13 protein-coding genes and 1 tRNA gene are annotated in these 12,708 nt (G+C 69.3%); 11 read left to right on the top strand and 3 right to left on the bottom strand.

Going from position 1 to position 12,708, the window contains the following annotated elements; all coding sequences use genetic code 11:
• Positions 1-72 precede the first annotated feature (72 nt).
• From ACGGCP_RS16400 to ACGGCP_RS16360, 9 genes are all read left to right on the top strand, one after another.
• Positions 73-1,149: an AAA family ATPase gene (locus tag ACGGCP_RS16400; RefSeq protein ID WP_392966866.1), complete on the top strand. Its 1,077-nt coding sequence runs from the start codon at positions 73-75 to the stop codon at positions 1,147-1,149.
• Complete coding sequence (locus ACGGCP_RS16395; protein ID WP_392967284.1) at positions 1,143-2,057, top strand: DUF58 domain-containing protein; 915 nt, start codon at positions 1,143-1,145, stop codon at positions 2,055-2,057. The genes ACGGCP_RS16400 and ACGGCP_RS16395 overlap by 7 nt, the downstream gene beginning before the upstream one ends.
• 222 nt (positions 2,058-2,279) lie before the next feature.
• Positions 2,280-3,230: a VWA domain-containing protein gene (locus ACGGCP_RS16390; RefSeq protein ID WP_392966864.1), complete on the top strand. Its 951-nt coding sequence runs from the start codon at positions 2,280-2,282 to the stop codon at positions 3,228-3,230.
• A gap of 108 nt (positions 3,231-3,338) precedes the next feature.
• Positions 3,339-4,043: a beta-ketoacyl-ACP reductase gene (locus ACGGCP_RS16385; protein WP_392966862.1), complete on the top strand. Its 705-nt coding sequence runs from the start codon at positions 3,339-3,341 to the stop codon at positions 4,041-4,043.
• A 41-nt stretch (positions 4,044-4,084) separates the two neighbouring features.
• Positions 4,085-4,867, top strand: coding sequence for an enoyl-ACP reductase FabI (gene fabI, locus ACGGCP_RS16380; RefSeq protein WP_392966860.1), 783 nt, complete (start codon positions 4,085-4,087; stop codon positions 4,865-4,867).
• A 16-nt stretch (positions 4,868-4,883) separates the two neighbouring features.
• Positions 4,884-5,939, top strand: coding sequence for a ferrochelatase (locus tag ACGGCP_RS16375; protein ID WP_392967282.1), 1,056 nt, complete (start codon positions 4,884-4,886; stop codon positions 5,937-5,939).
• A gap of 100 nt (positions 5,940-6,039) precedes the next feature.
• Positions 6,040-6,486, top strand: coding sequence for an NfeD family protein (locus ACGGCP_RS16370; RefSeq protein ID WP_392966858.1), 447 nt, complete (start codon positions 6,040-6,042; stop codon positions 6,484-6,486).
• 88 nt (positions 6,487-6,574) lie between these two features.
• Complete coding sequence (locus ACGGCP_RS16365) at positions 6,575-7,609, top strand: SPFH domain-containing protein (protein ID WP_392966856.1); 1,035 nt, start codon at positions 6,575-6,577, stop codon at positions 7,607-7,609.
• A gap of 69 nt (positions 7,610-7,678) precedes the next feature.
• On the top strand, positions 7,679-8,488 hold the full coding sequence (locus ACGGCP_RS16360; protein WP_392966854.1) for a TrmH family RNA methyltransferase: 810 nt from the start codon (positions 7,679-7,681) through the stop codon (positions 8,486-8,488).
• On the opposite strand, the gene ACGGCP_RS16355 is transcribed toward ACGGCP_RS16360, so the two are convergent.
• Together ACGGCP_RS16355 and ACGGCP_RS16350 are read right to left on the bottom strand one after the other, a co-directional pair.
• A complete protein-coding gene (locus ACGGCP_RS16355; protein ID WP_392966852.1) occupies positions 8,485-9,582 on the bottom strand; it encodes a C45 family autoproteolytic acyltransferase/hydolase in 1,098 nt (365 codons plus the stop codon). The two genes, ACGGCP_RS16360 and ACGGCP_RS16355, sit on opposite strands and share 4 nt — an antisense overlap.
• 45 nt (positions 9,583-9,627) lie before the next feature.
• On the bottom strand, positions 9,628-10,641 hold the full coding sequence (locus ACGGCP_RS16350; RefSeq protein ID WP_392966850.1) for a phosphotransferase: 1,014 nt from the start codon (positions 10,639-10,641) through the stop codon (positions 9,628-9,630).
• A 156-nt stretch (positions 10,642-10,797) separates the two neighbouring features.
• Between ACGGCP_RS16350 and ACGGCP_RS16345 the strand changes: the two genes are divergently transcribed.
• Together ACGGCP_RS16345 and ACGGCP_RS16340 are read left to right on the top strand one after the other, a co-directional pair.
• A tRNA-Leu gene (locus ACGGCP_RS16345) sits at positions 10,798-10,882 on the top strand.
• A 507-nt stretch (positions 10,883-11,389) separates the two neighbouring features.
• Positions 11,390-12,028 carry a TetR/AcrR family transcriptional regulator gene (locus ACGGCP_RS16340; protein ID WP_392966848.1) on the top strand — a complete coding sequence of 213 codons (639 nt, stop codon included), beginning with the start codon at positions 11,390-11,392 and terminating at the stop codon, positions 12,026-12,028.
• A gap of 52 nt (positions 12,029-12,080) precedes the next feature.
• Here ACGGCP_RS16340 and ACGGCP_RS16335 read toward each other — a convergent pair whose 3' ends face one another.
• Positions 12,081-12,656 (bottom strand): isochorismatase family protein, encoded by a 576-nt coding sequence (locus ACGGCP_RS16335; protein WP_392966846.1) that lies wholly within the window; start codon positions 12,654-12,656, stop codon positions 12,081-12,083.
• Between the last annotated feature and the right edge of the window lie 52 nt (positions 12,657-12,708).

Here is a 12,708-nt window from a genome sequence, read left to right as displayed (position 1 = left end):
GGCCCCCTGCAGTCCTCGAACGGGCGAATTAGTATCGACAGCACCAGACCGCACACCAGAGCAGGAGCCGACATGGGATCAGCCGAGGCCGACCGTTCAGACCGCTCGAGCGGCGACTCCACCCCGGCGGAGAACGCCGCGCTGCTGGAGAAGGCGCTGTTCGAGATCAAGAAGGTCATCGTCGGCCAGGACGCCCTCGTCGAGCGGATGTTCGCCGCGCTCCTGGCCCGCGGGCACTGCCTCATCGAAGGCGTGCCCGGCGTCGCGAAGACCCTCGCGGTCGAGACGATGGCCCGCGTCGTCGGCGCGGACTTCCAGCGCATCCAGTTCACGCCCGACCTCGTCCCGGCCGACATCGTGGGCACGCGCATCTACCGCCAGTCCTCGGAGTCCTTCGACGTCGAGCTCGGCCCGGTCTACACCAACTTCGTGCTCGCCGACGAGATCAACCGCGCCCCCGCGAAGGTCCAGTCCGCGATGCTCGAGGTCATGGCCGAGGGCCGCATCTCCATCGGCGGCCAGACCCACGTGCTCCCCAAGCCGTTCCTGGTCATGGCCACCCAGAACCCCATCGAGCAGGAGGGCGTCTACCCGCTGCCCGAGGCGCAGCGCGACCGCTTCCTGTTCAAGGTCAACGTCGGCTACCCCACCGACGCCGAGGAACGCGAGATCGTCTTCCGCATGGGCGTCGACTCGCCCGTGCCCGAGCGCATCCTCGACACCGACGACCTCCTGCGCCTCCAGCGGGCCGCCGACGGCGTGTTCATCCACAACGCCCTCGTCGACTACGCGGTGCGGATCGTCATGGCCACCCGCAACCCCGCGCAGGCCGGGCTCGGCCAGATCGCGCGCCACATCCAGTACGGGGCCAGCCCGCGCGCCTCGCTCGGCCTCATCCGCGCCACGCGCGCGATCGCGCTCCTGCGCGGCCGCGACTACGCCCTCCCGCAGGACCTCGACGACATCGCGCCCGACGTGCTGCGCCACCGCCTCGTCCTCTCCTACGACGCCATGGCCGACGGCGTGGTCACCGACCAGCTCGTGGGCCAGCTGCTCGCCGCCGTCCCGGCCCCCACCGTCAGCCCCCGCCAGGACGCCGCGCCGCGCGGCCCCGAACCGCTCCAGCCGCAGCAGCCGGGCGCCTGGTGAGGACCGCGGCACCCGTGGAACACGACCTGCGCGCCCTCGACCGCCTGCAGCTCAACGTCACCCGCCGCCTCGACGGACTCCTGCACGGCGACTACCTGGGCCTGCTGCCCGGGCCCGGCTCCGAGCCCGGCGAGGCCCGCGAGTACCGCGCCGGGGACGACGTGCGCCGCATGGACTGGCCGGTCACGGCCCGCACCACCGTGCCGCACGTGCGCACCACCATCGCCGACCGCGAACTCGAGACGTGGCTGGCCGTCGACCTCTCGCCGAGCCTCGACTTCGGCACCGTCGGCATGCTCAAGCGCGAACTCGCCGAAGGGGCCGTCGCCGCGTTCGCCTACCTCGCCGGGCGCGGCGGCAACCGGATCGGCGCGGTCGTCACCGAAGGCGGCCCCGCCAAGGCGATCCCGCCCCGGCCCGGCCGCGGCGGGGCCCGCTCGCTCCTGCGCACCGTCACCACGCTCCCGCGCGGCGAAGGAGCCGGGAACCTCGCCGAACTCATCGACAAGACCCGCCGCCACGCCCGCCGCCGCGGCCTCGCCATCGTCATCTCCGATTTCTTGGAGGACGAAGAGCACCCGAGCGACTGGCCCCGCGAACTGCGCCGCCTCGCCGTCCGCCAGCAGACCCTCTGCGTCGAGGTCCTCGACCCCGCCGAGCTCGCCCTCCCCGACGTCGGCGTCCTCGACCTCATGGACCCCGAGACCGGCGCGACCGTCGAGGTCCAGACCGGCAACGCGCGCTTCCGCGCCCGCTACGCCGAGGCCGCCGCCGAGCAGCGCCGCCGCATCGCCGAGGGCATCCGCTCCGGCGGCGCGGCCCACCTGCGCCTCTCCACCGGCTCGGACTGGCTGCGCGACATCGCCGCGTTCATCGCGCAGCGCCGCCACCTCGCCGCCTACCGTTAGGGGGCCTCTGGTGATCCCGAACGGCCTGCATCCGGCCCGTTTGCCCGCTCGCTTCGTTGTCGGCCCTTCGAATACAACACCGGTATTCGGAGCGCCTTCCGCGGACTCGGCGACGCTTGCGAGCCGTAAATCGGCAATGCGAGCGAACAAACGGACTCGGATGCAGACTCGCCCGGAATCACCAGACACCCCCTAGCGCCACACCACGACAAAGGAGAACCGTTGATCCGCCTGCTCGAACCGATGTGGCTCCTGGCGCTCGTCCCCGTCGCCGCGCTCGCCGCGGTCTACGTCTGGGCCCAGTTCGCCCGCAAGCGGATCGCCGTCAGGTTCGCCAACGCCTCGCTTCTGGCCAAACTCGTGCCGAAGGTCCCCGGCTGGCGACGCCACCTCCCGGCCGGGCTCCTCGTCATCGCCCTCGCCGTCCTCGTGGGCGGCATGACCCGCCCCGCCGTCGACGTCGACGAACCACAGGAGCGCGCCACGATCATCCTCGCCATCGACGTCTCGCTCTCGATGATGTCCGAGGACGTGTCGCCGACCCGCATCGAGGCCGCCAAGGAAGCCGCCGCCGGGTTCGTCAACGACCTCCCCGAGCAGTACAACGTCGGGCTCGTCTCCTTCGCCGGTTTCGCCTCGGTCAACGTGCCGCCCACCAAGGACCACGCGAGCGTCGCCTCCGCGATCCTCGGACTCAACCTCGCCGAGGCCACCGCCACCGGCGAAGCGGTCTTCGCGTCCCTCCAGGCCGTCCAGCAGGTCCCCGCCGACGAGTCCGGCACGCTCCCGCCCGCCCGCGTCCTGCTCATGTCCGACGGCTACCGCACGGCCGGGCGCACCGTCGAGGAGGCCACCGAGGCCGCCTCCGCCGCGAACATCCCCGTCTCCACGGTCGCGTTCGGCACCGACGAAGGCGTCATCGAACTCGACCAGGAGCTCGTCTCGGTCCCCGTCGACCGCGAAGCGCTCGCCGAGCTCGCCGAAGGCACCGGCGGCAACTTCTACGAGGCCGTCACCGCCGAGGAACTCCGCTCGGTCTACGAGGACATGGAGTCCTCCCTCGCGCACCAGACGATCGCCCGCGACATCTCCCAGTGGTTCATCGGCACCGCGATGGTCCTCCTGTTCGCGGCGGCGGGCCTCAGCCTCGCCTGGACCTCCCGCCTCACCTGAGGCGTGAGTCGAGTGCCACACCGTGCGTGAAGGCCCCTTCGCTCCCGAAGCGGCCCGTCGCTACGATCGTCGGTGGCTTCATACAAAGAAAACTGAGGAGATCAGACAATGGCGCGCACGGTCCTCGTCACCGGAGGCAATCGCGGGATCGGTCTCGCTATCGCCCAGGCATTCGCGGCCCAGGGCGACAACGTCGCCGTCACGCACCGCGGCACCGGCGCCCCCGACGGCCTCTACGGCGTCCAGTGCGACATCACCGACACCGCCTCCGTCGACGCCGCGTTCACCGAGGTCGAGGACAAGTTCGGGCCCGTCGAGATCCTCGTCGCCAACGCCGGCATCACCGACGACACCCTCCTGCTCCGCATGAGCGACGAGCAGTTCGAGCGCGTCGTCGACACGAACCTCAAGGGCGCGTGGCGGGTCGCCAAGCGCGCCTCCTCGAAGATGCTGCGCGCCAAGTTCGGCCGCATGATCTTCATCTCCTCGGTCGTCGGCCTCTACGGCAACGCCGGGCAGACCAACTACGCCGCCTCCAAGGCCGGCCTGGTCGGCCTCAGCCGCTCGATCACCCGCGAACTCGGCTCCCGCAACATCACCGCGAACGTCGTCGCCCCCGGCTTCGTCCAGACCGACATGACCGACGCGCTCCCCGAGGCCCAGCGCAAGGCCTACCTCGACTCCATCCCCGCCAAGCGCTTCGCCACGGCCGAGGAGATCGCCGGAGCCGTCACCTGGCTCGCGGGCGACAACGCCGCCTACGTCAACGGCGCGGTCATCCCCGTCGACGGCGGCCTGGGCATGGGCCACTAGGCCAAGCAAGTTTTCAAGCACGAATAACGACGGAGGAACACATGTCTGGATTCTTGGACGGCAAACGTCTGCTCATCACCGGGGTGATCACCGAGCAGTCCCTCGGCTTCGGTGTCGCCAAGTACGCGCAGGAGCAGGGCGCCGAAGTGGTCCTCACCGGCTTCGGGCGCATGTCCCTGGTCGAGCGGATCGCCAAGAAGCTCCCCACCCCCGCCCCCGTCATCGAACTCGACGCCACCGACCCCGAGCAGCTCGCCGGGCTCGAGGCGAAGGTCCGCGAGCACGTGGACGGCATCGACGGCGTCCTGCACGCCATCGCCTACGCCCCGCCGTCGGCCCTCGGCGGGAACTTCCTGAACACCCCGTGGGAGGACGTCGCGACCGCGCTGCAGGTCTCGACCTTCTCCTACAAGGCCCTCGCCATGGCCTGCCTGCCGCTGATGGGGAACGGAGGCTCCATCGTCGGCCTCACCTTCGACGCGAGCCAGGCCTGGCCCGTGTACGACTGGATGGGCGTCGCCAAGGCCGGGCTCGAGTCCGCCAACCGCTACCTCGCGCGCGACCTGGGCCCCAAGGGCATCCGCGTCAACCTCGTGTCCGCGGGCCCGCAGCGCACCATGGCCGCCAAGTCCATCCCGGGCTTCGAGGCCTTCGAGGAGGCGTGGACGACCCGCGCCCCGCTCGGCTGGTCGCTCACCGACTCCGAGCCGGTCGCCAAGGCCTGCGCGGCGCTCCTGTCCGACCTCTTCCCGGCCACCAGCGGCGAGATCCTGCACGTCGACGGCGGCTTCCACGCCGTCGGGGTCGAGCGCACCGAACAGTAGCGGAGCCGCCATGACGATGAACGACCTTGCTCATAAGGGATATGACGCGGTCCTGCTCGTCTCGTTCGGCGGACCCGAAGGCCCGAGCGACGTGCTGCCGTTCCTGCGCAACGTCACCCGCGGCCGCGGCATCCCCGACGAGCGCCTCGCCGAGGTCGCCGAGCACTACTACCACTTCGGCGGGATCTCGCCGATCAACCAGTGGTGCCGCGAAGTCCTCGACGCGCTCCGCCAGGAGTTCCGCATCAGCGGGATCGACCTGCCGATCTACTGGGGCAACCGCAACTGGCCGCCGATGCTCGTCGACGCGGTCACCCAGATGACCGGCGACGGCGTCAAGCGCGCCCTCGCCCTGTGCACCAGCGCCTACGGCTCGTACTCCTCGTGCCGCCAGTACGTGGAGGACATCAACGCCGCCCGCGCCGCCGTCGGCGACACCGCCCCGGTGATCGACAAGATCAGGCACTTCTTCGACCACCCGGGCTTCGTCGGCGGCTTCGCCGCGCAGCTCAAGGCCAGCCTCGGCGAGATCGAGGACCAGTCGAAGACCCGCGTGGTCTTCACCGCCCACTCGATCCCCGACGTCATGGAGGAGTGCTCGGGCCCCGAAGGCGCGCGCTACTCCGACCAGGTCGCCGAGGCCGCCGCGCTCGTCGCCGAGCACGCCGGCTGGACCGGGCCCTTCGACGTCGTCTGGCAGTCCCGATCGGGCCCGCCGTCGATGCCGTGGCTCGCGCCCGACGTCAACGACCACCTCAAGGTCCTCGCCGCCGAAGGCGTCGACACCGTCGTGGTCAGCCCCGTCGGGTTCCTCTCGGACCACATCGAAGTGCTGTGGGACCTCGACAACGAGGCCAAGGACACCGCCGCCGAACTCGGCCTGCGCTACCTCCGGGCCGGCACGCCCGAGGTCGGCGCCGACATCGTCGGCATGTTCCGCGAGCTCGTCGCCGAACGCGTCCAGGGCGCGCCCCTGCGCCGCCTCGGCAAGCTCCCCGTCTGGGACCCCACGGTCGAGGGCTGCTGCCCCGCCCGCAGGCCCCCGGCGCCCGAGAAGCACCGGACCCGCTAGGGCCCTCGCGCTCCTGAAAACCACCGGGCCCGCGTCCCTCCCAGGACGCGGGCCCGCACCGTAATCACCGCAGGTCGCTTCCGCATGACATGCTTGTGATGTGGAACCCGTCTTCTATTGGATCATCGCCGCCGTGATCCTCGGCGCCATCGAGCTCTTCACCGGCACCCTGGTCCTCGCCATGGTCGGCGTCGGCGCCGTCCTCGCCGGAGTCGGCGCCGCCCTCGGCGCCCCCTTCTGGCTGCAGGCCGTCCTCTTCGGGGCCGGATCCGTCGCCTCGATCGTCGGCCTCCGCCCCTTCCTCAAACAGGCCCTCGAAAGCGACGCCCGCGGCGACCAGACCCCCCGCGCCTTCGGGACCCGCGCCATCGAAGGCGCCGAAGCCCGCGTCCTCGAGACCGTCAGCGCCAAAGGCGGCCTCGTCGAGATCGAAGGCGCCAACTGGACCGCCTACCCCCTCGAACCCGACCAGTCGCTGGAACCGGGCGACACCGTGACAGTGGTGGAGATCAAGGGCGCCACCGTCATCGTCTGGAAGCAGAGCTGACTGGAAACGCCCGTATAGCCTTTCCGCAAACCGAACAACGAGCCAAGTGAAAAGCCCGCCGATCCCAGACAATGGAGGCTGAGACACCATGGAGCCCGTAGGCATACTGCTGCTGATAGTCGCGATCTTCTTCATCATCGTGCTCTTCCGATCGATCAAGATCGTTCCCCAGCAGTGGAACTACATCATCGAGCGCCTCGGCAAGTACCGCCGCACCCTGGAGCCCGGACCCCGGCTCCTGGTGCCCTTCGTCGACAGCGTCCGCGCCAAAGTGGACCTCCGCGAGCGCGTCGTCAACTTCCCGCCCCAGCCCGTGATCACCGCCGACAACCTCGGCGTGCAGATCGACACCGTGCTGTACTACATCATCACGCAGCCCACCGCGGCCGTGTACAACATCGACGACTACCTCGCCGGCGTCGAGCAGCTCACCACCACCACCCTCCGCAACGTGGTCGGCTCCATGGACCTGGAGAAGACCCTCACCAGCCGCGAGGAGATCAACGCCCGCCTCGCCGCCGAGCTCGACAAGGCGACCGACAAGTGGGGCCTCAAGGTCACCCGCGTCGAACTGCGCTCCATCGAACCGCCGCTGAGCATCCGCGACGCGATGGAGAAGCAGATGCGCGCCGAACGCGACCGCCGCGCCGCGATCCTCAACGCCGAGGGCACCAAGCGCTCCTCGATCCTCATGGCCGAAGGCGAGCAGCAGTCCGCCGTCCTCCGCGCCAAGGGCGAGCGCGACGCCGCCGTGCTCCGCGCCGACGGTGAGGCCAAGGCCATCCAGACCGTCTTCGCGGCCATCCACAACGCCAAGCCCACCGACCGCCTGCTGACCTACCAGTACCTCCAGACGCTGCCCACGATCGCCCAAGGCACCGCCAACAAGGTCTGGGTCGTCCCCGCCGAGCTCACCAAGGCCCTCGGCGGCATCGGCAACGCCTTCGGCGGCGGCGACAAGACCGGCCCGAGCGAGGAGGAAGAGGTCGAGGTCGACACCAGCGCCCTCGAACTCGACGACTCCGCCCTCCAGGCCCTCGAAGCCGCCCAGCAGGCCGCCCGCGAGGTCCAGGACATCGGCGAAGGCAAGGAGCCCGGCCAGCTCCCGCCCGCCCAGGCCTAGTACGTGACGCCCGGGGAGTCCGGTAGGACTCCCCGGGCGTTCGCGCGCCCGTAGGGGGAGAATCACCGGGTGCCCGACGTCATCAGCATCGAAGACCCCGAAGACGAGCGCCTAGGCGACTACCGCGCCCTGACCGACCTCGCCCTCCGCACCCGCTTCGAGCAGCCCCACGGCCTGTTCATCGCCGAAGGCCACCAGGTCATCGGCCGGGCCCTGCAAGCGGGCTACCGGATGCGCTCGATGCTCATCGACGCCAAGCGCGCCGACCAGCTCGCGCACCTCGCCGGGGACGCCCCCTGCTACACCGCCGGGCCCGACATCCTCGAATCCGTCACGGGCTTCCACGTCCACCGCGGCGCGCTGGCCTCGTTCCACCGCAAGGAACTCCCGGCCCCGGCCGACCTCCTGACCACCGTGAAGCGACTCGTCGTCCTTGAAGGCCTGAACAACCACACGAACATCGGTGCTATCTTCCGGGTCGCCGCAGGTCTCGGCTTCGACGGCGTCCTCCTCGCCCCCGACTGCGCCGACCCGCTCTACCGCCGGAGCGTGCGCGTGAGCATGGGGGAGGTGTTCGCGGTGCCGTACGCCTACCTGGAGCCCTGGCCGAGCGGCCTCGCCCAGATCCGCGACGCCGGGTTCACCCTGCACGGTCTGAGCCCCTCACGGGGCGCGATCGACATCGGCCAGGTCAGCGCCGCCGAGCGCGAACGCCCGGCCCTCATGTTCGGCGCCGAAGGCCCCGGCCTCACGAAGGCCGCGCTCGACGCCTGCGACCGCACCGTCGTCATCCCCATGCACGCGGGCGTCGACTCCCTCAACGTCGCCGCCGCGACCGCGGTGGCCTGCTGGGAGCTCTCGCAGCCCACGCCCCGCTAGAGGCTCACCGTCGCGAACTCGGACTCGCAGGGCGGTCCCCACGTGTAGGAGAACCGCAGCGAGTCCAGCTCCAAGTGCGCGGCGAACGCCGTATGCGTCTGCAGCTCAACAGGATCGGTCTCGACGGGGTGCCTGCACAGCGCCAGCGGACCGCCCTCGTGGTCCCGCATCGAGGCGTACAGCCGCTCGGTCGACACCGGCGACTCCTCGGCGAGCAGCGTCTCCATCCGGTCGAACCGGTGATAGGTGGACACCCTCCCCGTCTCGAGCCAGCTCTCGTATACGCCGAGCGCCTCAGGCGCTCGGAAGTGGTTGGCGTGCACCAGAGGCGCTCCCGCATCCTGATAGATGACCCGGGACCCGAGCGGCGAGGTCTCAACGGTCACCACCCCATCGGAGGCACTGCCGATGAAGAAGTTGGAAGAACAGGCAGGCCGGGGAGCGACGGCATGCCCGACGGCCTCCGCCAAGGACTTCGACTGCAGCACCCGCTGGGTCCGCAGGTGCATCGGCACGGTGTCGAGCCGCCAGTCGTCGACCGAGGCGCCGAGCCCGTTGATGCACAACCCGACACCCGCGCTGTTGAGCCCGATCTTCGCCCCGGCGACGCCGGCCTCGGTGAATCCGATCACCGTCGTGCCTTCGTGCTCCCAATGCAGCAGGGCCCCTTCGACACCGGTGAACCAGTCCCAGTTCTGCCCGATGTGCGTGCCCGATTCGGCGAACACCCCATCCGACCCGCCGAACGAAGTGCACTCGCTGCGGATGCTGTCGACCGTGGGCCGCCCGAACTCGCTCCAAGCGCTGTAGAGCAGCTCGTACCGAGCATTCAGCAACGCGATGTCCAGAAGATCCTGCCCGGAACCGGCGGCGATCCCGTCCATCGTCGCCCGGTAGTCCGGGTCATACCTAGTGAACTGCTCGAGGAACCGCTGCGATCGCTCGGCCAGCTGATCCTCCGGCACCCCAGAGGTGAGCATCCGGGACCGGTACTCAGCCACGTTCGCCGCGATCGCCTCCCGCAGTGCCTCGCCGTGCTGAAGGCCCCGCTCGCGGGGCGTGCCGTGAAGACGCAGAAGCGGAAGTGAACTCATGAAGATGATTGTGACAAAAGCAATACCGAGAAGCCAGCGACTTCTTCAGCGCCCCATCAGCGCCTGCTCCACCTGCGAGTAGTGGATGGTCCACCACTTCACGAGCCCGGTCTGGCCCGGCAGCAGGTGGTCGCACGCGGAGTTGTGGCGCACGTAGTGCCACTCGATGACCCAGTTGTCGGTCAGCCGGTCCCACCACAGCTGGTGCGTGGCCAGGCCGATCTCCGGCTCCCCGACGTCGAAGACGGACCGGTAGCCTCCGGCGAACGCCCGGATCCGATCACAATCGAGGCCCCGCTCATCCCCATAAGTGAAGTAGAACACCGCCGCCCGCGCCATCTCCCTGGCGTACGACGACACGACCAACCGGTCCCAATCCAGGATCGCGGAGATCCGGTCGTCCGGCCCGTGCAAGACATTGTGCGGGTGAAGGTCGCCGTGCGTGTAACCCGTGTACTGCGGCAACAGGTCCGGTGGACGCCGGTCTCCCAGTCGCACCAGCAGCCCGCGCTTCAGCCGCAGCGTCTGCTCGGCGATGGCCTCGAACCCGGTCTTGTCGCCCCGCCCGGCGGCCACCAGCTCCAGCAGCCGGTCGACCTTCTGCAGGGCCGCCTCCGTGGTCGCGGGATTCTCGGCCTTCGGCGCCCGGTCCGCCGGGATCGCCGAGTGCAGCGTCCGGTGCAGCCGCCCGATCACCGACCCCAGGTCCCGGCACGCGTCACGTGACATGGACAGCCCGGACCGGTGGCGTCCGCCGACCCACGGGAAGACCCCGAACTCCTCACCTTCCAAGAAGATGGTCGTCCGCCCGTCCCGACTGAGCACCGGCAGCACGACCGGCACCCCGGAAGCACCCAGGGTCTGCAGCACATGAAACTGGAACTGCAGCTCAGGGCCGGTGACGTCCCGGAACAACTTGAGCAGATAAGAACCCGACGACGTATCGACCCGCCACGACCGGTTCATCAGCCCTGTCTGGACCCGCTGCATCTGGTAGACCTGCCCCAGATCCCAATGCGCCAACGCCGCGTCGGGGAGTCGAGGCGCGGTCACGGTCATGCCCCCAAGCCTAGCCGCCGCCGGCCCGCCCGCCCGACCGCGAACCCCCCTTGGCAGGCCCCCGCAAGGGTCGTGTAAAGTTTCATCTCGTTGCCAGGGCGAACGAAAACAACAAACTGGCAGCTCAAACCAACTACATATACACTCACTGTGCACGCGCGAGTGGCGGAATGGCAGACGCGCTAGCTTGAGGTGCTAGTGTCCTATTATGGACGTGGGGGTTCAAGTCCCCCCTCGCGCACAGTTTAAAGGCCCTGGTAACAGGGCCTTTTTCGTGTCCTCAGGGGCCGGTGAGGCCCCGGTTCTGAAGCCTCCCAGGAGGGTTCGAGCAGCCAAAAAAGCAGCCATTGGTGCCGCCGAAGGCCGTCGACGGGCGCTGTGGCGCGAAGCCCGGGCGCTGGTTTCCGCAGAGGCCGTGGCGGTTCGTGTCGTTGACAGTCATCACCGGTCAATGATGGTGGCGTAAAGGAAGCAGGTCGCGAGAGGGAAACGAAAACAATGCACTCGCGCCTGGGGTGTGCGCGATTGCGTCGGTCTACCGGCACTCGCATCGGCGATGCAATCGCGACTCTAAGAGGTGTCCCGCTGTTTCATTCAAGGTGGCTGGCGGGATAGCGGAGGTTGTCGGGCCGGGATGTTCCCCGATCGCGATCAGATCGACCGTGAGTCGTAGCGCCGCCTGACGCCGCACCGGCTTGAGCCTCCGCGCGATCCGGTTCCTGCTCGGCGCGCACGTACGATGAGACACATGGTCACCACTCGCCCCAGGGGCCGCCCCGCGAAGGACGCCGAGCCGGCGCCCGACGAGGAGGACGTGCTCAGGGCCGCGCTGCACTCCTTCGCCGTGCACGGGTTCAACGGCGTGTCCGTGCGAACCTTGAACAAGGAGCTCGGCGTCAGTCACAACCTGCTGTACCAGCGCTACGGCACAAAGGACGACATCTGGCGCGCGGCCGTCAGCTGGGGCTTCGGGCGGATCGTGGCGCGGCTCGAGGCCGCCGACGATCCGCAGTCCCCGCCGCTGGAGCGCCTGCGGTCGATCATCCGCGCCTTCGTCCTCGTCTCCGCCGAGCATCCTGACCTGATGCGGCTGATCAACGTCGAGGGCGGCCAGCACAGCGACCGGCTCGAGTACCTGACCGACCGCATCCTGGGGCCCGAGACCGAGCGGATCCGGCGGATCTGGAGCGCCGCGGTCGAGCGGGGCGAGGCGAAGGACGTGCCGTTCGAGACGGTGTTCTTCCTGATCACTTCCGGCGGCGCCGAGATGTTCGCGAGCCGGGCGCTGACTGAGCGGCTTTTCGGCGAAGCGCCGCTCGATCCTGAGCGCCGCCTCGGGTACGTCGAGCGGTTCGCCGACCTCATCATGGACGCCATCCGCGCCTGAAAACGGCCGAAAGGCCCGCGGCGGTGCCGCGGGCCCACTCGGTGCTCACTCACTAGGCCAGGCCCAGGACCGCGGCGAGCTGCTGGCCCTTGGGCGTGGTCCAGTCCACGGCCAGCTCGGAGACGATTTGCGCCGTCGACGTGATCACGGCGCCGGCCTGCTCCATGCGGCGCAGCGCGGCGTCGTCGCCGATCTTGGTGAACGACGAGGACGCGTCGGTCACCACCTGGACCTCGTAGCCCTCGTCGAGGAGCTGGAGGACCGGGAAGACGACGCAGACCTCGGTCGTGATGCCGGCGACGATGAGCTTCCGGCGGCCGGTGGCGTGCACTGCTTCGGCGAAGTTCGGGTCGTGCATCGCGTTGACGATGCCGGCGCGCTTGATCCGGTCGGCGAACGCCTTCGGGGCGATCTCCTCGAGCTCGGGGACCAGCGGTCCCTGGATGTTCTCCTCCATGCTCGAGGTGAGCACGAGCGGCATGTCGACGGCGACGGCGATCTTCGCGAGCGACAGCGCGCTCTTCTTGACCTCTTCGACGTCGTGCGAGTGGGTCCACGACATGGTGCCCGTCTGGTGGTCGATGAGCAGCATGGCGGCGTTCTCGCCGGTGAACACGTTCTTGTGCATGATGCACTTCCTTTCTACGAGCCCTTGGGCTCTGTCGTCGCGGTCCTCCGTG

Source organism: Glycomyces sp. NPDC048151, from assembly GCF_043202775.1.
Taxonomy (GTDB): Bacteria; Actinomycetota; Actinomycetes; order Mycobacteriales; family Micromonosporaceae; genus Glycomyces.
The sequence above is the reverse complement of the archived record's forward strand: the minus strand, read 5'-3'. Positions and strand labels throughout refer to the sequence as shown.

Excerpts from the sequence above, each read along its gene's own strand:
- ACGGCP_RS16400 (WP_392966866.1), top strand. The coding sequence starts at position 73 with ATGGGATCAGCCGAGGCCGACCGTTCAGACCGCTCGAGCGGCGACTCC.
- ACGGCP_RS16385 (WP_392966862.1), top strand. The coding sequence starts at position 3,339 with ATGGCGCGCACGGTCCTCGTCACCGGAGGCAATCGCGGGATCGGTCTC.
- fabI (WP_392966860.1), top strand. The coding sequence starts at position 4,085 with ATGTCTGGATTCTTGGACGGCAAACGTCTGCTCATCACCGGGGTGATC.
- ACGGCP_RS16375 (WP_392967282.1), top strand. The coding sequence starts at position 4,884 with ATGAACGACCTTGCTCATAAGGGATATGACGCGGTCCTGCTCGTCTCG.
- ACGGCP_RS16365 (WP_392966856.1), top strand. The coding sequence starts at position 6,575 with ATGGAGCCCGTAGGCATACTGCTGCTGATAGTCGCGATCTTCTTCATC.
- ACGGCP_RS16355 (WP_392966852.1), bottom strand. The coding sequence starts at position 9,582 with ATGAGTTCACTTCCGCTTCTGCGTCTTCACGGCACGCCCCGCGAGCGG.
- ACGGCP_RS16350 (WP_392966850.1), bottom strand. The coding sequence starts at position 10,641 with ATGACCGTGACCGCGCCTCGACTCCCCGACGCGGCGTTGGCGCATTGG.
- ACGGCP_RS16340 (WP_392966848.1), top strand. The coding sequence starts at position 11,390 with ATGGTCACCACTCGCCCCAGGGGCCGCCCCGCGAAGGACGCCGAGCCG.
- ACGGCP_RS16335 (WP_392966846.1), bottom strand. The coding sequence starts at position 12,656 with ATGCACAAGAACGTGTTCACCGGCGAGAACGCCGCCATGCTGCTCATC.